The sequence below is a fragment of the Bradyrhizobium sp. MI1.10 genome (genome assembly GCF_055811035.1).
On record NZ_JBVVPN010000029.1, the window covers coordinates 21188 to 40425 of the forward strand.

21 protein-coding genes and 2 pseudogenes are annotated in these 19238 nt (G+C 60.7%); 12 read left to right on the forward strand and 11 right to left on the reverse strand.

Going from position 1 to position 19238, the window contains the following annotated elements:
* Nucleotides 1-32: 32 nt before the first annotated feature.
* The 3 genes from AC0L3K_RS27000 to AC0L3K_RS27010 all read left to right on the forward strand — a co-directional run bounded on the left by AC0L3K_RS27000 (nucleotide 33) and on the right by AC0L3K_RS27010 (nucleotide 2876).
* Entirely contained in the window at nucleotides 33-617 is a 585-nt protein-coding gene (locus AC0L3K_RS27000) for a HutD/Ves family protein (protein WP_354201046.1), read from the forward strand.
* 143 nt (nucleotides 618-760) lie between these two features.
* Nucleotides 761-1945 (forward strand): adenylate/guanylate cyclase domain-containing protein, encoded by a 1185-nt coding sequence (locus AC0L3K_RS27005; protein ID WP_473367212.1) that lies wholly within the window; start codon nucleotides 761-763, stop codon nucleotides 1943-1945.
* 133 nt (nucleotides 1946-2078) lie between these two features.
* On the forward strand, nucleotides 2079-2876 hold the full coding sequence (locus tag AC0L3K_RS27010; protein ID WP_007600635.1) for an adenylate/guanylate cyclase domain-containing protein: 798 nt from the start codon (nucleotides 2079-2081) through the stop codon (nucleotides 2874-2876).
* 29 nt (nucleotides 2877-2905) lie between these two features.
* On the opposite strand, the gene AC0L3K_RS27015 is transcribed toward AC0L3K_RS27010, so the two are convergent.
* Both AC0L3K_RS27015 and AC0L3K_RS27020 read right to left on the reverse strand, forming a co-directional pair.
* Nucleotides 2906-3907, reverse strand: a complete 1002-nt coding sequence (locus AC0L3K_RS27015) for an NADP-dependent oxidoreductase (protein ID WP_473367213.1) — start codon at nucleotides 3905-3907, stop codon at nucleotides 2906-2908.
* Between the two features lie 47 nt (nucleotides 3908-3954).
* Complete coding sequence (locus tag AC0L3K_RS27020; RefSeq protein WP_354128866.1) at nucleotides 3955-4812, reverse strand: oxidoreductase; 858 nt, start codon at nucleotides 4810-4812, stop codon at nucleotides 3955-3957.
* 115 nt (nucleotides 4813-4927) lie between these two features.
* Here AC0L3K_RS27020 and AC0L3K_RS27025 point away from each other — a divergent pair, with 115 nt between their 5' ends.
* The 5 genes from AC0L3K_RS27025 (at nucleotide 4928) to AC0L3K_RS27045 (ending at nucleotide 7783) form a co-directional block, all read left to right on the forward strand.
* Nucleotides 4928-5479 carry a TetR/AcrR family transcriptional regulator gene (locus AC0L3K_RS27025; protein ID WP_219685313.1) on the forward strand — a complete coding sequence of 184 codons (552 nt, stop codon included), beginning with the start codon at nucleotides 4928-4930 and terminating at the stop codon, nucleotides 5477-5479.
* A gap of 120 nt (nucleotides 5480-5599) precedes the next feature.
* On the forward strand, nucleotides 5600-5734 hold the full coding sequence (locus AC0L3K_RS27030) for a hypothetical protein (protein WP_473367214.1): 135 nt from the start codon (nucleotides 5600-5602) through the stop codon (nucleotides 5732-5734).
* 72 nt (nucleotides 5735-5806) lie between these two features.
* Nucleotides 5807-6679, forward strand: a complete 873-nt coding sequence (rpoH, locus tag AC0L3K_RS27035) for an RNA polymerase sigma factor RpoH (RefSeq protein WP_473367215.1) — start codon at nucleotides 5807-5809, stop codon at nucleotides 6677-6679.
* Between the two features lie 167 nt (nucleotides 6680-6846).
* Complete coding sequence (locus tag AC0L3K_RS27040) at nucleotides 6847-7338, forward strand: Hsp20/alpha crystallin family protein (protein ID WP_473367216.1); 492 nt, start codon at nucleotides 6847-6849, stop codon at nucleotides 7336-7338.
* Nucleotides 7339-7492: 154 nt separating this feature from the next.
* Nucleotides 7493-7783 carry a hypothetical protein gene (locus tag AC0L3K_RS27045; protein WP_007600642.1) on the forward strand — a complete coding sequence of 97 codons (291 nt, stop codon included), beginning with the start codon at nucleotides 7493-7495 and terminating at the stop codon, nucleotides 7781-7783.
* 70 nt (nucleotides 7784-7853) lie between these two features.
* On the opposite strand, the gene AC0L3K_RS27050 is transcribed toward AC0L3K_RS27045, so the two are convergent.
* The 5 genes from AC0L3K_RS27050 to AC0L3K_RS27070 form a co-directional block, all read right to left on the reverse strand.
* Nucleotides 7854-8150, reverse strand: a complete 297-nt coding sequence (locus AC0L3K_RS27050; protein ID WP_007600643.1) for a hypothetical protein — start codon at nucleotides 8148-8150, stop codon at nucleotides 7854-7856.
* A 105-nt stretch (nucleotides 8151-8255) separates the two neighbouring features.
* Nucleotides 8256-8489, reverse strand: a complete 234-nt coding sequence (locus tag AC0L3K_RS27055) for a hypothetical protein (RefSeq protein WP_473367217.1) — start codon at nucleotides 8487-8489, stop codon at nucleotides 8256-8258.
* A gap of 408 nt (nucleotides 8490-8897) precedes the next feature.
* Nucleotides 8898-9026, reverse strand: coding sequence for a hypothetical protein (locus AC0L3K_RS27060; RefSeq protein WP_007600646.1), 129 nt, complete (start codon nucleotides 9024-9026; stop codon nucleotides 8898-8900).
* 107 nt (nucleotides 9027-9133) lie between these two features.
* A complete protein-coding gene (locus AC0L3K_RS27065; RefSeq protein ID WP_007600648.1) occupies nucleotides 9134-9367 on the reverse strand; it encodes a hypothetical protein in 234 nt (77 codons plus the stop codon).
* Between the two features lie 100 nt (nucleotides 9368-9467).
* A complete protein-coding gene (locus tag AC0L3K_RS27070; protein ID WP_473367218.1) occupies nucleotides 9468-11117 on the reverse strand; it encodes an amidohydrolase in 1650 nt (549 codons plus the stop codon).
* Nucleotides 11118-11306: 189 nt separating this feature from the next.
* Between AC0L3K_RS27070 and AC0L3K_RS27075 the strand changes: the two are divergent.
* A pseudogene (locus AC0L3K_RS27075) lies at nucleotides 11307-11738 on the forward strand (3-carboxy-cis,cis-muconate cycloisomerase); the annotation flags it as partial.
* On the opposite strand, the gene AC0L3K_RS27080 reads toward AC0L3K_RS27075, so the two are convergent.
* On the reverse strand, nucleotides 11731-12714 hold the full coding sequence (locus AC0L3K_RS27080) for a LysR family transcriptional regulator (RefSeq protein ID WP_473367219.1): 984 nt from the start codon (nucleotides 12712-12714) through the stop codon (nucleotides 11731-11733). The pseudogene AC0L3K_RS27075 and the gene AC0L3K_RS27080 sit on opposite strands and share 8 nt — an antisense overlap.
* 529 nt (nucleotides 12715-13243) lie before the next feature.
* Between AC0L3K_RS27080 and AC0L3K_RS27085 the strand changes: the two are divergent.
* The 3 genes and pseudogenes from AC0L3K_RS27085 (at nucleotide 13244) to AC0L3K_RS27095 (ending at nucleotide 15738) form a co-directional block, all read left to right on the forward strand.
* Nucleotides 13244-14459: pseudogene (locus tag AC0L3K_RS27085) on the forward strand (ABC transporter substrate-binding protein).
* Nucleotides 14435-15175: a nitroreductase gene (locus AC0L3K_RS27090; protein ID WP_354168843.1), complete on the forward strand. Its 741-nt coding sequence runs from the start codon at nucleotides 14435-14437 to the stop codon at nucleotides 15173-15175. The pseudogene AC0L3K_RS27085 and the gene AC0L3K_RS27090 overlap by 25 nt, the downstream one beginning before the upstream one ends.
* Before the next feature lie 23 nt (nucleotides 15176-15198).
* Nucleotides 15199-15738, forward strand: coding sequence for a 4-hydroxylaminobenzoate lyase (locus tag AC0L3K_RS27095; RefSeq protein WP_354168840.1), 540 nt, complete (start codon nucleotides 15199-15201; stop codon nucleotides 15736-15738).
* 556 nt (nucleotides 15739-16294) lie between these two features.
* On the opposite strand, the gene AC0L3K_RS27100 is transcribed toward AC0L3K_RS27095, so the two are convergent.
* From AC0L3K_RS27100 to AC0L3K_RS27110, 3 genes are all read right to left on the reverse strand, one after another.
* Nucleotides 16295-16966 carry a tetratricopeptide repeat protein gene (locus AC0L3K_RS27100; protein WP_473367220.1) on the reverse strand — a complete coding sequence of 224 codons (672 nt, stop codon included), beginning with the start codon at nucleotides 16964-16966 and terminating at the stop codon, nucleotides 16295-16297.
* A 149-nt stretch (nucleotides 16967-17115) separates the two neighbouring features.
* A complete protein-coding gene (locus AC0L3K_RS27105) occupies nucleotides 17116-18105 on the reverse strand; it encodes a DUF2971 domain-containing protein (protein WP_473367221.1) in 990 nt (329 codons plus the stop codon).
* Nucleotides 18106-18324: 219 nt separating this feature from the next.
* Complete coding sequence (locus tag AC0L3K_RS27110; protein WP_473367222.1) at nucleotides 18325-19164, reverse strand: DUF4339 domain-containing protein; 840 nt, start codon at nucleotides 19162-19164, stop codon at nucleotides 18325-18327.
* Between the last annotated feature and the right edge of the window lie 74 nt (nucleotides 19165-19238).

The following is a 19238-nucleotide window of genomic DNA, read 5'->3' on the forward strand; positions in this document are numbered from 1 at the left end:
CGCGCTCTTGCGCTCCCGGACCACCTCGAGACATGAAAACCACCCTGCTGAAACCCGAAGACTATACCCGCTCGCCCTGGAAGAACGGCGGCGGCATCTTCACCGATATCGCGGATGCCCATCGCGCCGATTCCAGCGTGAGGGATTGGGACAGCCTGCTGTGGCGCTTTGCTTCCACGCCGATCGTGGCGGCCGGGCCATTCTCCCATATGCCCGGCATCGACCGTTTGCAGATGGTGGTCGGCGGCCGCGGGTTGGTGCTGAAGTCGCCCACGCAGGAATTCGACGAGCGCGAGCCGTTCACCACGGTGCGTTTCACCGGCGAGCTCGAGATCGTCACCGAGCTCCAGGAAGGGCCAGTCGAAGTCGTGAATTTGATGGGCCGGCGCGGTGCGGTCGCGCTTGAGCTCGAAGCGCTCAGGGCGCCCGGTGACCGGCGATTGCCCGCCGGCACGCATCTCATCTACGCGGCGCATGGCGACTGCGACATCCGTCTCGACGGCACGGATTTTGCGATTTCGCACGAAAACACCTTGAAGGTCGAACTGACGGGGGCGTCGACGCTTGCGCTCGTCTCCGGGCTGGCCGTGCTGGGTTCTATCCACATCGTCGGCTGAACGGCGTTCCCGCCCGCCGGAGCGCTGCGCACAATCCATGCAACTGGCTAGGTTGACGCCGTCGCGCCGGAGCACGATATCTGCCCTGATGCAGACCGCCGCCCAAAGCACGACGTGGGTGGCCACGATATGAACGGGCAGATATGACCACGCCAGAGAAGAAACCCGCCACGCTGTCCGACGGCGTCGTCGACTGGTTGATCAACGGCACGCGCGACCAGCGCTTCATCGACAATATCTTTGCCGAGATGTGCATCCGGCTTCAGCAGGCCGGCATTCCGCTGGCGCGCTCAACCCTTCACGTGCTGATCCAGCACCCGCAATGGCTGGGCGCCCGCTTCATGTGGTCCGACGGCATGCGCGAGGCGGAGATTGCACGGGTCGACCATGACGTCCGCGAGCGGTCCGAGTTCATCGGCAGTCCCGCCAACGAAATGTTCGACGGCGCGACCGAGTTGCGCGAAAATCTCGAGCAGGACCCCGCGCTCGGCCGCAAGCACACGCTCTATCGCGAGATGCGCGCGCAGGGCCTCACCGACTATGTGGCCTGGCCGCTCTATCACACGCTCGGCAAGCGCCATCTCGTCACCTTCGCGACCAACCGGCCCGGCGGGTTCGACGACGCGCACGTCGCCGCCCTCAAGAACCTATTGCCGGTGCTGGCGCTGGTCAGCGAGATTCGCATCAAGAACCGGCTGGCGCGAACGCTGCTCGAGACCTATGTCGGCTCACATGCCGGCGAGCTGATCCTCGCCGGCGCCACGCGGCGCGGCACCGGCACGACGGTGCGCGCCGCGATCATGATCTGCGATCTGCGCGACTTCACCAAGATTTCCGACAACTGGCCGCGCGACGACGTCATCGATCTGCTCAACGATTATTTCGACGCGATGTCGGAGCCGATCGCGCGGCATGGCGGCGAGATCCTGAAATTCATCGGTGACGGCCTGCTCGCCATCTTTCCGCTGAGCGAGCCCAAGGCCTGCGCAAACCTGCTGCATGCCGTGACCGAAGCCCGTCAGGCGATGATCGCGTTGAACGCGCGCAACGACGGCACCGGCCGAGCGCCGCTGAACTACGGCATCGGCGTCCATGTCGGCGACGTCATGTACGGCAATATCGGATCGTCCACCCGGCTCGACTTCACCGTGATCGGTCCCGCCGTCAACATGGCCTCGCGACTCGAAGCTTTGACCAAGCAATTGGGAAAGAAAGTGCTGCTGTCACGCGATTTCGCCGAGCTGGTCGAGCGAGAGTTCGAGCTGGAGCATGTCGGCAAATATGAGGTGCGCGGCTTCAGCGATCCGATCGAGCTTTTTGCGTTTTGAAGATGACGGCGGCCCCCGGCCCAGCAGCGGGCGAGCTTCGAGTCCTGTTGCCAACCCGGGATTGTGTGACTACGCTCGGTGCGACGCCGCCCAAGCGTTTCGTCCAAGCGTGTCATCGATCGGCCGCACGTTCATGCCAAAATTCCTCCGCATCGGAATCCATCAGTCGAATGTATCGGGCTACACGTCGAAGGCGTGGTGTGTCCGGCGCGTTGGCACCGCGATCCTCCTGAAATGGGGCGCCGTGGAAGTCCAGGGCGCCGGTGACGGACGAAAGGTCTACTGGACGCGTCTGCCGCAGCAGAAGACAATTCGCTGCGGCAGCGCGCAGCGGGCCCAGGATTACGCCAAGGCCGCGATCGCGCGACGCCGCAACCATCGTTATGAACCGCTGGCCGGCGCGATCGTGCTCCGGCGCCGACCGGCCGCAGGCAGCACCGAACTCAAGCGGGCGCTCGCCACGATCCTGATCGTCGATATCGTCGGCTCCACGGCAAAAGCCGCAAAGCTCGGCGATGTCCGCTGGACCAAGATCATGGGCCATTATTACGCGGCGGTCCGCAAGGAGCTGAAGAGCTCGCGCGGCAAGGAAGTCACGACGACGGGCGACGGCGTGCTGGCGACGTTCAAGACGCCGGCTGCCGGAATCAATTGCGCGACCGCGATTCAGAAGGCCGTGCGTACGCTCGGCCTCGAGATCAGGGTCGGCCTGCATGCCGGAGAATACACCGTGAGCGGCACTGAGGCGGTCGGCCTCGCCTTCCACATCGGCACCCGCGTCGCCGCAAAGGCGCGCGCCGGCGAGGTGCTGGTGTCGAGCGCGGTGAAGGAGCTGCTGGCGCCGCAGTCCGGGATCCGCCTCAGGGAACACGGCGTGCACCAGCTCAAGGGCGTGCCGGAGCGCTGGCGGCTGTGGCGGGTGGAGGGCTGAGGCGATTGGGGGGGGCCGCATAGACGCGATCATCTCATCTGGACGACGACCTTGCCCTTGGACCGTCCCTTTTCCAGATATGCCAGCGCCTCTTTCGCCTGTGCGAACGGAAAGATCTTGTCGATCACCGGCCGGATACGCTCCGCCTTGAGAAGCTCGCCGATCTCGGCGAGTTGGCTGCCGTCCGGGTGCACGAACACGAACGAATAGTCCGCGCCGATTTTGCCGGCTTGGCGGATGATCTTGCGGCTCAGCAATCCGAACAGCAGCACCATGACGAAGTTCATCCCGCGGGCGCGCGCGAACGCGGCGTCCGGCGGCCCGACCAGCGAAGCAATCCTGCTCCCCCGCTTCAGGATCCGAAGCGATGTCTCGACTGCGTCGCCCCTGAGCGTGCCCAGCACCGCGTCGTAGTCCCGCAGCACCGCTTCGAATTGCTGCGTCTTGTAGTCGACCACCTCGTCAGCCCCGAGGCTACGCACCAGATCGATATTGCCGGTGCTGGTCGTCGTCCCCACTTTTGCTCCGAGATATTTCGCGAGCTGGATCGCAAACGTGCCGATCCCGCCGGCGCCCGCGGGAATGAACACCTTCTGGCCGGGCTTCAGAAGAACGCGCTCCCTAAGCGCCTGCCACGATGTCAGGCCGACCATCGGGATCGAGGCCGCCTGCACGAAGTCCAGGTTCGCAGGTTTGAGCGCGGCGGCATCCTCCGGCACGATCGCGAATTCGGCGAGAGCGCCGGTGCCGAGATCGAAGATGCTGGCAAAGACGGCATCGCCGGGCTTGAAGCGGGTCACGCGGCTTCCGACCTCGACGACGACGCCCGCAAGATCGCTGCCCAGCGTGGCCGGCAGCTGAAACTTGAGGATCGGCTTGAACGTCCCTTTCGGAATCATGTTGTCGATCGGGTTCAAGCCCGCAGCGTGAACCTGGACCAGGATTTCGTTCGGTTTGGGCGTAGGCCGCGGGATCTCGACGAACGCGATCTGGTCCGGCTTGCCGTAGCGCTTGAAGATGAGGGCTTTCATTTTTTCTCTCGGTCCGGAGGTTCTTCGCAACGGCAAGCTTGCGGCCCTCAGAAAGCCCGCGCGGTGCGGGCGGGCTGCGGCGCCGCAGTCGCATCGAGCCGCAAATCCTTTCGAAGCCCGGCATCCACCAGGGCTGCAGGCGCAAACCGCCGCAGAAACCGCAGGCGCTTCGCAAGGCTGCCGGCCGCGTATTTGAGTTGCGGGCGCGCCGCGCTTGCCGCCTTCAGCACGGTCTCGGCCACGACGCCGGGCTGTTCGGCCGTCGCCATCACCTCGTTCACCCGCTTGGTCACGCCGGCGCGCGCCTCGCGATATTCCTCGAGCGTGGCGTCGGGCTCCATGAAGTTCGCGTCGAACGGCGTCTTGGTGTAGGCGGGCTCGACCACGGAGACCCGGATGCCCCGCGTGCGCAGTTCATGGTCGAGCGATTCCGAATAGCCCGCCACCGCGTGCTTGGTTGCGGCATAGAGCGCGCCGTAAGGCATCGGCAGAAAGCCGAGCACCGAGCCGATATTGATGATGCGGCCATTACCCTGGCGGCGCATGTGCGGCACGACGGCGCGCGTCATCCGGATCAGGCCGAAGAAGTTCGTCTCGAAAATCGCGCGCGCCTGCTCCATCGAGCTCTCTTCCGCGCCGGCGGGGGCAACGCCGAAGCCGGCGTTGTTCACCAGCAGGTCGATGCGGCCCTCGCGCCGGATCAACTCGCCGACGGCGGCTTCCACCGACGCATCGCTGGTGACGTCGAGGGCCAGCATCTCGAAGGCCTGCTTGCCAGACTGTGCGCCCCGCCTGCTGGTGCCGAACACCTTATAGCCGGCGTTCGCGAGCCGCTCCGCCGTGGCCTGGCCGATGCCTGAGGAGGCGCCGGTCACCAGCGCGATCTTCGGTGTAATCCTGTTCATAATGCCTCTCCGACGCCACTACCGGGCCTGAAATCGTTTGATTGCGATCGTAACTATTGATATACATGACGATCGTAATTATAAAAGTCAAGCCCCGTATCCGAGGATCGGTCCCATGCGCGTCTCAAAGGAACAGGCCGCCAAAAATCGCGAGCATATTCTCGAGACCGCCTCGCGCCTGCTGCGGGAGCGCGGCATCGCCGGCGTCGGTGTCGACGCGCTCGCCGAGGCGGCCGGGATGACGCACGGCAGCCTGTACAGCCAGTTCGGCTCCAAGGAGCGGCTGGTCGAGGAAGCCGTGGCCCATGCGATCAAGGCCAAAGGCCAGGAATTGCCCGAGGCCTTCGCGCTCGAGGACTATCTTTCGGAATATCTCTCGCCGGGGCATCGCGACGATCCCGCCGCCGGCTGCCCCTTTGCTGCGCTCGCCTGTGAGGTGTCACGTCAAGGCGGCGGCCTGAGGCAGCGCTTCACCGCCGGCGTGCGCGGCACGATCGCCCTGCTGAGCAGCCGGATGGCTTCCACGCTGAAGCCACGCCAGCGCGAGGACAAGGCGCTCGCCGCAGCCGCATCCATGGTCGGCGCCCTCGTGCTCGCCCGCGCCGTGGACGATCCCAAGCTGTCGGACGATATTCTTCGCGCGACGAGGAATTCGCTGGGAGGGTGAGACCGCGTCTCGGCGGGACGCCGAAAGTCCGGAACAAAATTCCGGTGTCGACGTTCGATGTCGCGGATAGCCAATGGCAATGGCTGCCGATCTTCGACATCGACATACTTTCGAACGCGCATGGATGATGACAGCGATCTGGTGCTCGGCATGTTGGCCCTGGCCGTCGCTGCCCTCCTATTGGTGGCGGGCGAGCTCTATCTCGTGACGCGGCCGGAGCCGCCGCACACCCACGCGCCGGCCCACCGGTCGTAACGTCGTCGGCCGAAACCATTTTTTGTCATGTCGATTTTGCAGCGTAAGCAGACAAACTCGAAGAGGTGGGCAATGGGAAGCACTGCAACTGTTCCGATGCTGTCGCCTGAGGGCGGATTGGCACATTACCTGGCGGAAATTCGCAAGTTTCCGATGCTGTGGCCCGACCAGGAAATCGCCTATGCCAAGCGATGGCGCGAGCACGGCGACCGCGAGGCAGCCTATCATCTCGTCACAAGCCATCTGCGGCTTGTTGCCAGGATTGCGATGGGATATCGCGGCTACGGCCTGCCGGTTGCGGACATCATTTCCGAAGGAAACGTCGGCCTGATGCACGCCGTCAAGCGCTTCGAGCCGGAGCGCGGCTTTCGGCTTGCGACCTACGCGATGTGGTGGATCAAGGCGTCGATCCAGGAATACATCCTGCGGTCCTGGTCGCTGGTCAAGATCGCCAACAGCGGCGCGCAGAAGAAGCTGTTCTTCAAGCTTCGCCGGACCAAGGCGGAAATCTCCGCCCTGGAGGATGGTGATCTCCGCCCCGAGCACGCCAGCCAGATCGCGCGGCGGCTCGGCGTGCAGGAGAACGACGTGATCGAGATGAACCGGCGCCTCGGCGGCGACCTGTCGCTCAACGCTTTGGTGCGCGACGCCGACGGCGGCGAAGTCCAGGACTGGCTGGTCGACCCCGCATCCAGTCCTGAAGCCGAATACGCCGAGCGGGAAGAAACCAGACGGAGGCGTGACGCCCTCGCCGGCGCGCTGGCCGTCCTCAAGCCGCGCGAGCGCGACATTCTCGAGGCGCGCTGGCTCTCCGAGCCGCCGCTGAGACTTGAGCAGCTCGCGGCACGGTATGGCGTTTCACGCGAGCGGGTGCGGCAGATCGAAATGCGCGCGTTCGAAAAGGTTCGGGCTGCCATCGGCGGGCGCTTGGCAGCCGGCTCTTGAAACCAAATCGCCGTCTCCTAATTCTTTTGGCAGCCCCGACCGAAACATCGAGCACAAGCAGATGCCTGACGAGTTGATCGTCCGGGTTTTGCAGCGCGTGCGTGGCCCTCGCCGCGCGCTGAGCTGCGCCAATCGACAACCAAGACAGGAGATAAGGAGAAACGACAATGGCACTACGTGATCTCATTCCGTGGAACAATGGCTCACGCAACATGGCCGCTCAGCGCGGCGAAGCCGGCAATCCGCTGCTTGCGCTTCACCGCGAGATGAACCGGCTGTTCGACGACGCTTTCCGCAGCTTTGATCTCGGCCCGTTCGGTTCCTCGACCGCAATGGGCTGGCCGAACGTCGAACTCGACGAGAGCGACAAGGAGGTCAAGGTTGTCGCCGAGCTTCCCGGTCTCGAACAGAAGGATGTCAACGTCGAGCTTGCAAACGGCGTGCTGACGATCAGCGGCGAGAAGAAGAGCGAAACGGAAGACAAGGAGCGTCTCTTCAGCGAGCGTTACTATGGCCGTTTCGAGCGGCGCATTCCGGTCGATGACGTCGACCAGGACAAGGTCGCGGCTTCCTTCAACAACGGCGTTCTTACCGTCACCCTGCCGAAGTCACCGGCGGCACAAGAGAAGGTGAAGCGGATCGCGATCAACGGCAAGTAAAGCATGAAGCGGGCGGGAGCCGTCTCTCTCGCCCGCGTCCTGCCGGCGGCCGCATTCGCGTCCGTCGGCTCGCTGCAAAATTTTCCGGAACGCTCGGAAACTTCAATTCCGGTCTGGCGTTTTGCGGTCGGTTTCCAAGTTCTGGGAGTCGCACATGAAGAAACTTGCTTTAGTCCTGACGATGATCTCGGCCCTGTTCGTGGCGGCGGCGTCGCCGGCGGAAGCCCATGCTTGGCGCGGCGGCTGGCACGGCCATTGGGGAGGCCCGGGTATCGGCTTCGGTCTTGTTGCCGGTGCGCTTGCGGCGGGGCTCGCGGCCGATGCCTATTATGGCCCGCGCTACTATGGCCCGCCCTACGGCTACTATGGACCGCGCGTCGTGCGGCGCGCCTATTACGTGCCTTACGCCTACGCTCCTCCGCCCTACTGGGATCCCTGGTGGTGACAAGACAAGGCCCGGACCATCATCCGGGCCTTCCTGCGTGAGCGCAATCGGTCAATCGTTCGTGGCGCGCCTATTTGCGGTTCGCTCCGGTGGAGCCGGAACCTGGCATGGCCTGCTGGCCTCCTTGCGTTTGCCTTGTGTCGTTATCGCCTGGCCGCGTCGTCGACGATTTGGCCGGTGCGTTCGCGCCGCCGCCATTGTTGTCCGATGACGTGTTGAGGCTGGAGGCTCCCGCTCCCGTCGTGCCGCCGGTGCTGGAGGAGTCGATGCTCGACCCGGTCCTGGACGCACCCGTGCCGCCTTGCGCGAATGCGGAAGGGGGAAATGCGAGAGCCGCAACGAGCCCTGCGAGAACCAGCTTTTTCATGTCCGCTCCTATGCTTGACGTCGTCACATGCCGTGCCGAGGCAAAGATTTGGGGACGCACCTGTTCCTGCGGGGCAGCGCAAATCCGGCACCAGCGACGATGAAGTCATCCCGAACTCATCGCGCCCGGGGCGATCCGTTCCTGTGCTTGCGGCGTCAGCTCGTAGCGATCGCCGGCTTTCATCAGCCAGCCCGCCTCGATCATGCGTCGCGTCATGCCTGCGCTGCACAGCGGGTGGCTGCCGCCGGGATGAAACAGCGCGCCCTCGCGTTCGATCAGGTAGCCGTAGAGCCGCGCCTGTCGAAGCGGGTTTTGCATCCCTGGTGTGGGCGCCTCCATGGTCTCTCGCGCAGTCCTCCAAGACGGCCCTGAAATGACGGGCTGAGATGACGGGCCGATCCCCGTCAGGCGGCCCCGGCCTGTGGCCCGGGGGCGGGGCTTCGAGCCGAGGCCGCCATTGCCGGAATCGCAAGGACCCGGCGCGGCCCAATACGCAACGGGTCCAGGTCGTTCCTACAAAGTCGTTCCTACAAACCTGATGTCCTGGTCCTTACGCCTTGCGCGTCGGTCTTGGTCATCTGCACCTCCCTGAAAAGACCGCAACGCGCCTTGCCGCAGGAAGTGCCAATCGAGGTTGGAGCGAGGCGGCTGATCGGGGCGAACATCAGGTTGGTGTTCGCGCTGGACTGAAGGTTTGCGCAATCTGACCGCCTCCACCTCGGCATCGGAGAGGCAGCCAGCCCAATATCACCGCACGCCCGTGCCCTTGCAGCGCTGGCACTTCACCACCTTGTCGCCCTTCTTGAGCAGGCCTTTGCCCTCGCAGTTCTTGCATTTCTGCTTCTTCTTGATGTTCGGGCCTTTTTCACTGGTCATGGATGGCTCCTGCCGCGGAAGGGGGGACGGGCGCCTTGTATAGGATATTGACCCCGCGAAAGCGGCAGAAATCATCAAGAGTGCTGCCCCCGTAATCCGGCGTTCGATCAGGGACGTCCGCGAATATTCGCGCCGGACGGGCCGCCGACCGTCTGGATCGGCTCACCGGCGGCGCGGTCCAGCGGTGGGTGCGGCCTGGCGAGTCCGACTGTTCCGGGAGCTGCGTCGTTGCTGACCGCAGGCATGTTGACGCGCTCCATCGTGATCGCAGATGCAACCACGATGGCAACGGCGAGGGCGATCGCACTCAAAACCAGGGTCATCCGATTCTGGTCTTCCATCGTGAGACCTCCGCGAAACGGCTCGCGGGGATAATGCCGGATCGGCGATTTAGTTGCTCTCACCCGGTTCAGGCTGCGCCGCACACCAGGTCTCCAGCTCCTATTTCGCGCTCGAGAAAGCATCCGCTGCGTAGACGACCTTGCCGCCCACGACCGTCAGCAGAGACGCCGTGGCGCCAATTTGCTCGACGGGGACGGACATGAAATCCCGATCGAGAATCGCGAAGTCGGCGAGCTTGCCGGTCTCTAACGTGCCGCGCCGCGTCTCGTCGAAGCAGAACCAAGCGCTTCCCATGGTGTAGAGGCGCAAGGCATCTTCGCGGCTGGGTGTTTCGCCCGGGCCGCGCGTCGAGAGTCCGCCGACGGTCTTGCCGTCGAGCATCCATTGCAGCGCAACGAACGGATTGTAGGACGCGACCCGATGCGCATCCGTGCCGGCCCCGACATGGACCCCCATGCGTAACGCCGTCACGATGGGCGGCATGCTGCGCGCAGCTTCGCCGACCTGCGCCACGATACGGTCGCCGCCGAGATACATCGCGTCCTGCATGGTCCAGCCGACCCCAAGGGCTTTCATGCGCGTCAGTGTTTCAGGCGAGGTGTTGTCGAGATGGGCGATGGACCAGCGCAGGGGCGCGAGCGGCGTCTCCTTGTTGACCTCATCATAGAGGTCCAGGAGGTGATGGACGGATTTGTCTTCCTGCCAGTGGATGGTGACGGTCAGCCCTTGTTTGGCCGCCCAGCGAATGATCTCGCGGAACTTGTCCTTGGCGGCCGCGTCGGGCGCATTGTTGTTGTACATGGCGCCGGTGATCCGCTCGCCTAGTCCGTTGAACCGCAGCATGTCGTCGCCGAATCCCATCGGCAGGAACGGCGTGAGAGTCTTGTACTCATCGAATTCCGCGCCGACATTCTGGGCGAACAGGCTGAAGGCAACCCGAACCGAAAGTGCTTTTTCACGCCAGAGCTTTTGCAAGGCGGCGTAATGGCTGGGATAAATGCTGAAGCCGCCGGGATCCACGATCCCGGTCACGCCGAGACGATTGAGCTCCGTGAAGAACTGCCGGGTCCCGGCGACATTCTCTTCGAAATTCGGCCTCGGCAGCCGATCGAACAGCGCGGAGATACTGACAATGGAGCCGTTGAGCCAGCCCGTGGTGTCGCCCGATGCGGCGCGCTCAGACGTGATACCGGCCGGCAACTGATCCGCGGACATCCCCAGGGCTTGCTGCGCTTTTGGCGTCATCAGCACCGCCGAATAGAACAGCTGGATGTAAGCCGGATTGTCGGGAACGGCCGCCATCACCTCGGCGAGCGTTGGCCGCCGCTTCTCCGCAAATTGCAATTCGCTCCAGCCACCGGCCACGATGATCCAGGACGCCGGCCGCGCTTGTGCCGCCCGGGCCAAGCGTTCCATGGCCTCGGGAATCGTCTTGGCGCCGATCCAGTTGACCTCGGTTGCGTAGGTCAGTCCGGCGCGCACGGCGTGAATATGGGAATCGATCAATCCCGGAATGATGGTCCGTCCACCTGCGTCGACACGGCGCGTGGCGGGCCCGGTCAGGCCTTCCATGGCATCGTTGCCGCCAATTGCGACGATCTTGCCGTCGCGGACTGCGAGAGCCTGCGCGATCGTCGATGCGGGATCCAGCGTCACGAGCTTCGCGTTCGTGACAACGAGGTCGGCCTTTTGTGCGTAAGCCAAGCTGGCCCAGCACGAGATCAGCAATATCGCCAGAAGCTTTCGCATAGTCTCAATCCGGAATGAGAGAGGCCGAACCGGCGCCCCACATCCGCCGCTGGATGCGCCCGCGGACATCGCGTGTCGCAACGGGGAGTGTCGCGATCCCGGCTATGTCTGGCACCAACAAAATGAGCCGGTCCACCGGAAAATTCGGTGACGGCTCAAGCGATTGATTTTACAGCCCGCCTTCGCCCGGAGTCCTTTGAGCCGTCAGGCCAGGGGCGGGGCGGCTCTTCCGACGATGCCGCATAAACGCAATCCCGTGGCGGCCGCGAGCGCACTGGCGGCGGCCACGATGGCTCCGAACCTGGCTGCGACGATTTTCGCCGCTCAAGTCCAGGAGCACGAACGGAGCGCCGGAGCCTGGCACGCGGAATGGCCAACCCTGCCGCCGCTTCTCGCCGTCACGTCGGGGGCGATTGCCGCCGTAGTCGACATCGCGCTCGCAAAAACGCGGCCGCCGCAAAGCTTCATTTGCGCAGCGTGCTGGCGAGCGATCCGAAAGTGACTGCACAGCTCGATCCGGACCGGATCGCGGAGCTTTTCGAGCCTGGCACCTATCAAGGAGTCTCTCAGGCCATGATCGACCGCTTGCTCGCGTCCCTCGAAGGCCGCTGCATCACGTAACGGCGACGGCGCGGAGGTGTTCCGTTGCCCGTCTCATGACTTCATGCAGCCACTCTTGCGATGCGTCGCCTTCATGGCGCTCGTGCCAGAGTGTCCGGACTTCGAGGCGTGTCGTCGGATATGGAAGCTCGTGAATTGAGATCGGGTTCGTAAGGGCAAAGGAGTTGGCCAGAGGCCGCGGGACGATGGCGGAAAGCCCCGAACCGTCCAGAAAAGCCGGGAGTGCGAGAAAGTGGGGGAGGGAGACGGCAATCCTCGGCACGCGTTCTGACGCGGTCATCGCCCGTTCGAACGAGGCTCGGTCGTACATTTCGGATCTACGCGCCAGGCCGCGTTCCGAGATAAATCCGTCAATGGCTCCCTCCGGTTCGCCTCCAAACGAGACGACAACGATGGGCAGCTCGGAAAGTGTCTCGGTGGTGAGCTGGCCGAGGTGCTGCGATGAATGCGTGACAAGGACGTCGTCGTATTCGAACAGGAAACCCGACTTGAACCGCGAGGGGACGGCGGAGAAGGTACCGACAGCAGCGTCAATCCTGCCGAGATCAATCTGCTCCGCGAGATCGATCCGTGTGACCGGCTTGATCACGATATCGACGTGTGGCGCTTCGGTTCTCAAGATGTGGAGAAGGCGGGGAGCGACAACCATCGTGGTGAAGTCGTTTGCTGCGATCGTCAATTTCTTGGTCGATGTCTCCGGGTCGAACTTGGGTAGCTCGATCGCCTGTTCGAGGGATTTCAGCGCTTCCCGGACCAGCGGCGCCATAGCCACCGCCCTGGCGGTTGGTTGCATGCCTGTCGCCGTGCGGACGAACAGCTCATCGTCCAACATTTCTCGCAGGCGCGCCAGCGAATGGCTCACGGCGGACTGGCTCAGGCAGACCTTCTGACTGGCCCGCAGAACGCTACGTTCCTCCATCACGGCGTCGAAGACGCGAAGCAGATTCAAGTCCAGTGTATTGAAGGAACCCATCATGTCCGAACCGTGCCAAGGGCAGCGGACGGCACCGCGGGCCCTGAAGATGCTTTCATCGAAAATCGGCCATTTCCGAACCGAAATAGTTGGTTCGATATTCGTTCGCCCGTGACGGCGAGCGTAACCATCCTTGCTAGACCGGAATGTAAAGGTTTCCAAGTGTCATTGAGCGGGGTCCTGAGGGCTTCGATGTTGCGAAGAGGTGGCCGCGATGCGCTTGCCGGTAACATGTAAGCGCATTTCATCTCTTGGCTCGGGAAGACCTAACGGGGCACAGGAAAGGTGCCGCCGCGACCTGCAGGGGGAGACCGAAACCGCCGGCAGATTTCGGAATGGCACCGGTGTCGTTTTGACGCCCCGGGACCGAACAAACGCACTGACCGGGCTTTTTGGCTGCTTTTGCCTGAATCAGCAGGGTATCGGCTGGGTTTCGTCCAACTGAATGAGGCGCATTTTCACCCTGAAGTACTTTCACTTCCGCTGTTCGTCACTCTGCTCAATATCGCAATACTGGCAAACGGAGGGAATCATGGTTGGCGGAAAGCGACTAGGGGCGACGATTTTGTGCCTCGTGGCGGTTGTCGGTTTGAATCGGGCGAACGCTCAGGCGACAGGTCCCTTGAAGCTCGGCGTGTTGACGGACATGTCGTCGCTCTACGCGGATAATGGAGGCCCTGGCTCCGTCGTAGCGGCTCAGATGGCGATCGATGATTTCGGTGGTAGCGTTCTCGGCAGGAAGATCGAACTCATTGCCGCGGACCACCAGAACAAGGCCGACGTCGGCGGCGTGATCGCGCGCCGCTGGATTGAAAATGAAAATATTGAAGCAATATTGGATGTGCCTAATTCGGCCGTTGCGCTCGCGGTCCAGGGTATCACCCGTGAGAAGAAGAAACTGTTTCTCGCTACCGGCGCAGCCACCTCGCGTTTGACCGGGGATGAATGCTCGCAAACCGGGATCCATTGGACCTACGACACCTATGCGCTTTCGCAAGGAACCACCAAGGCGGTCTCCAAGCTAGGTGTGAAGTCGTGGTTTTTTCTGTCGGCCGATTACTCGTTGGGCGCGCAACTTGAGGCCGACAGTCGCAAGGTCATCGATGCGGAGGGGGGGCAAGGTCGTCGGCTCTGTGAAGCATCCGATTAATACGCCGGATTTTTCGTCCTTCCTCTTGCAGGCTCAATCGTCGAAGGCTGAAGCGATCGCGCTGGCCGATGCGGGTGGCGACTTCATCAACGTCGTCAAGCAGGCCGGTGAATTCGGTGTGACTAGGACTCAGAAGCTGGTGGGTCTTCTAGTGTTCATCGCAGACATCAACAGTCTCGGGTTGCCGAGTGCCCAGGGGTTGATACTGAGCTCGGCGTTCTATTGGGATCTCAATGACGATACGCGCGCCTGGTCGAAGCGCTTCATCGACAAGACCAACAAAGTTCCGACGATGATTCATGCCGGTACCTACGGCGCCGTTATGCATTACCTCAAGGCAGTGGCGGCCGTTAGTTCGGTTGACGGTCCGACGATTGCTTCGAAAATGCGCGAGACTCCCGTCAACGATTTCATGACCAAGAACGGCAAGATCCGAGAGGATGGCCGCCTGGTCAGAGACATGTATCTCTTCAGGGTTAAGAAGCCCGAGGAATCCAAGTACAGGTTCGACTATTATGAGCTTCTGGCAACAATACCGGGCAATGAAGCTTTCAAACCTCAGGAGCAGGGTGGATGTCCTCTGGTAAGCAAGAAGTAGTCGCCAAGGCCTCCCCGCAGCGCGGCAGCGAAGGGCGGGAGCCTGTCGACAGGATCATAACGGGTCGCTTCGCCAATCGGTCCTTTACGAGCCGAGCGGTCCCAAAGCAGACGATCGAAGACATTCTCAACGTCGCCAGATTCGCGCCGAGCGGAGCCAATATCCAACCTTGGAATGTTTACGTCCTCGGTGGGAACAAGAAGGAAGAGATCTCGCGGGCGCTACTTGAAGCCCACGAGAATGCCAGGGATCAACATAAGTCCGAGTACCAGTACTACGCCACGGAGCTGCCTGAGCCTTATCTGTCGCGGCGCAATCAGTTTGGTCGTCTCTTCTATGGATCGCTCGGAATCGAGCAGGCGGACTTGGTGGCTCGTGCAGGTCAAACCTCGAAGAACTATGGGTTCTTCGGCGCACCGGTTGGGCTGATCGTCACCATCGATAGGCGGCTGCAAGTCGGAAGTTGGCTCGACCTGGGAATGTTCGTCCAAAATGTAATGATCGCAGCGGGCGCACGGGGCCTTCAGTCTTGCCCGCAAGAGACGTTCTCGAAGTATCACATTGTGCTTAGGGAATTTCTTCCGATCCCTGCCGAGCAAATGGTCGTCTGCGGCGTTTCAATCGGCTTTGCGGAAGAGGAGTTGGTGAGTTCAGGCAGATTGATGCCAAGAGCCGCTGTGAGCGAATTCACAAGGTTTATCGGCTTCGAAGACTGACCACGAGCGAAAGGATAGGATCGATGGGACACCGGGAAGACTTAATTCAACGCAGTATTCCATTTCTTCAGGAGGTCAAGGACATGACCCCGGGCGCAGACATGGAGAAGTGGCTGAACAAGAAGTACGGTGAAAACAGCGAGCTCTATAAGGACCTCGCCAGGCTGATAAAGCTCGGCGTGAAGGAGGGGTGGGCTGCCAATCAGGAAGTGGATGGACCCAACTACCGGCGCAGCAGGATACTGGAGCCATCGCCTGAGAGCTTCCATTTCAGCATCACGGCCGTCTACATGGACAGCAAGGACCCTAAACGATTCAAGGACGAGCACGACGACGACGTACTGCGCGGCCAGTATCATGGCCACCCCTATGGAGAGCTGAATGTAGTCATTCCGATCGATGAGGGCGCAGAGCTCAAAGGCTTGCAGGGCTGGCAAGGACCGGGTTGGACCGCGCCGGATCCTGGAAGCCGGCATTATCCCGAGGTAAGAGGGGGAGCCGTGATTGCCCTGTTCTACCTGCCGGCGGGCCGCATCTCGTACGATTTCGAAGCGCCGAAGTAATTGTTGCCGGCCGCTGGTTTGCAGATTGCTTGAGGTGACCTGTAGCCGGGCTACCCTGAAATTTTAATAATGACAACCCAAGTGAGAAACATGACATTCGTCTACCCGCGCGAAAGTACCGAGGAAAGCTTCGCCCCGCACTGACGGAGAACCCAACGCAGGAATTGGCAGACAGTTGTTCAGTCGGCAGCAGTTTTCGTTGCTGGCGATCGGGTGAGCAAACCTGCAAGCGCACCGTCACGCACGGCCCGCTTGTCGTAGGTGCCATTGAGATGACTTGGTTATTTGCGTCGAGATCGTTCCTGATCCCGTTGGAATTTCTGACGGCGTAATCGACAGGTCATCATCACTGATTTCATTGGTGGGCCCGGCAGGACTGAAACCGCATTGAATTAATGGACGGATTTGTGACTAACGAACCTTAAGCCGTCATTGTGCGCCTTAAGGTTTTTATCGCGGTGACTAACAGCTCCGACCTGATCTCTGAGTGTTGATCCCCGGCGACATCGAACATCTTCGCGTCATCCCCGTGCGCGCGATGAGGCGGAACGGCAGCTCATTTTTTTGTTTTTTCCAGTTTCCGTATCTTGGCGGCGTATTCGGCGCCGGTATCGGCGTCAACAAGCTTCAGGACCTTGCGATAGTCGCTGATCGCCGAAGCAGCATCACCCTTTTTCTCGTAAGCTGTCCCTCGTCTTATATACGCAAAGGGATTTTTTGGATCATCAGCTATCACCGTACTAAATTCTGTGATGGCTACATCAAAGTTGCCCTCCTTAAGAGCCGCAACTCCCTTCTCATATGGCGAAGCGGACGGCTGCGGAGTTGGTTGGATAACATTGCGCGGTGAAGGCGGTGGAGGGGGCGGTTCGATAACATTGCGTGGTGAAGGCGGTGGGGGGGTTGGTTCGATAAGATTGCGCGGTGAAGGCGCTGGGAGGTTTGGTTCAATAACATCCCGAATGTTTTTGCATGCGTTCAAATCTTTCGAAGAGGATAGGTCATATGCAGAAAATAGTTGGTAAGGAAGATGATCTACCATGATGGCTTTTAGCGCCTCACACGTGTGCAAAAGAGCACTCGCTTCGTCCTTGGTGATCCTCTCAAACCGAACACACTGGCGCTGGACATCGATGTCCGAAAAGAACTCACTACAATGAGGCATGCCAGCGACCGCTGAATGGGTCGAGAGAGCGAGGCCAGCAGCGGCGAGTAGGAATTTAGTCATTCTGCGATATCCTTTTTTTGAATGGCTTCGCAAACCAACCGCGCGCGTTTCCCCGCACGTGTCACAGCTATCCCCACCGTTTCCCTAAAAATTAGAAAGTGTTTTGAAAAACGACACAGCCCATAAAAATCCCAAACGCGGATTGTCACCTAGCCTATTGATGGCCGCAACGGAATTGTTGAGGCGTGTACTTGATCCTCGAATTCTTTGAGGCTGGTCGATCTGAGGAGACGACGGAACGCTTCTTTTGCGAGGGGGGATGAGATGCTGGGACCTAGCAGAGCTGAATGAAAGAGATTTGCAAGCGACAAACGGAGACCAGTGCCGTCATAATTCTGCACTGGCGCAATCTTCAGCTTGAGCTTCGGTTCTGCGCCGCGCGGGCTGATGTGGTAACCGAACTGGCTTGTGAGCAGGCCATTCGGGTCCATTTCCGGCACGTAGATGATCCGCCATTCATTCTCCTCACGAAAGCCGATGTGCTTAGTGATCAGCGCAAAAGCTTTGATGAAGTAGAATGCACCGTAGGCTGCGAGATAAAGCTGATCATCCGGAAGATTTTGACCGGCGGTGATCCGAGCCCATTCAGCGAGCTTGTCTTGAAGAAACTTTAGGCGGACATCTGGGGTGCAATACTTTACTTTTCCAATCCACAGGGGGGCTTGTGGCTTGTGGTGGGGAATTTTGGTGCTGTCAAAAATTAGCGCTACACCGTGACCTTGGCTTGCGTAGCTGCGCCACATCGAGAGCACGCCATCAGTATCCGCTCTATCGTGTTCCGATAGGCACAGAACGTAGGTGTTGACCAAGGTCGTCTCATTCATGTGACCTATGTAGTGATTGAACGCCTCTAGCAGCTTTTCTTGCTTAGCTGACGTGTCAGTCGCAGCTTGCACATAGCTCGGCAGGTGCTGAATTCCGATGTTCATTCCATAACGGAGTTCTTCGAGATCGTTCATATAGAATGGGTGAGAAAACCAAATCTCCTCGTTCTTTATGATCTGTTCGGCCACCTGAACCGAGGTGTAGTGGGCGAGAAGAGGTGGGGCGCTATCTAGGCGCGCCGAAGTGCCAAAGTCCTTGTGCAGCGGATCGTATAGGTTAACGATCCGGTTGGCTTCCGCCGCCGTTATTGTCATAGATGAAAATTCCCCCTCGAATGGACCCGTGCGGATGTTTACTCCCGCAGCGCGCCTCACTTGGCCCAAAAGTGTTAGGTAACACTAGGTGCGACATATGTCGCACCTGAAGAGCGCATCGGCCAGCGACAAACCGCATCGTCTGCGAGGCTGTGGAAAAACCTACCAACGGGCGGCCATGCGAGTGCCACGATCACCGACTTTTGTAAGCAACAAAGGTCATTGGCGGCATGCGTAGCCAACTGCTTCGGCCTTCTGCTTTAGATCGGCAGTCGCACTCACGTTCAGTGGCCTGCCCAATTGTTGATACGTTGTGTTGTCAGCCAACTTCTCGCTTGCGCAGGTGCAGTACGTGTCGATTTGAGCTTCGGTAATATTCTGACCGAGCGACCGTTGTTTCTGAACGCATGAGCGGTGCATCGTAGTGATAACGAATTTTCTGGCCTCTCCGCTGATTGCTTCAGTGCTGGAGAAGAAGATTTCGCCGTAGACCACAAGGCCGCCCATAATCCCCGCAAATAGACCGGCGAACGTGAGTGCACCCCAAAGCGCATTGACGCTCGATTTCGGTTGCTGCCTATTTAAAAGATTTCGCACCACTGCGATCAATACAAAGATGAGCGGTGCGCCGAGGACTTGGCCGACTAATCGACTGACTGTCTCGGCGTTGGCGCTGTGAGCGTAGTTGGCAAGCTCGAACCCTCGACCGTTCCCGATCTGAAGCAGAAGGGTCAAGGTACCCATTAGAAGTCCGATATTCGCGCTCTTCCACAGGCTCCACTGTTTACGCGTGGACGGCGTATCAATCCTATCCGGTTCGTGAGCGTGCTCAGGGGCAGACCGAACCGAAGTTCGCGACTGAGGTATAGGCGGTGGTGACTGCCAGAACTCGCCGATCTCGCTAACCAACTTCCAATCGGAGAAGCCCGGACGCCAGACGAAGTTACTCGCCGAGAGGAGGCCGTCATCGAGGTATTCGAGGACTTCGGCCTTAGTCAGCGGACCCCTCTGCTTGTCGTCAATCAACACATGCCAAATTGCTTCCTGCCCGACCATCATCGCCCCATGTGTCCCCCGACAGAACCGGTTGATATTTGTAGCCTACACTACCGGAGAGCGTTACAGCCAAAAGC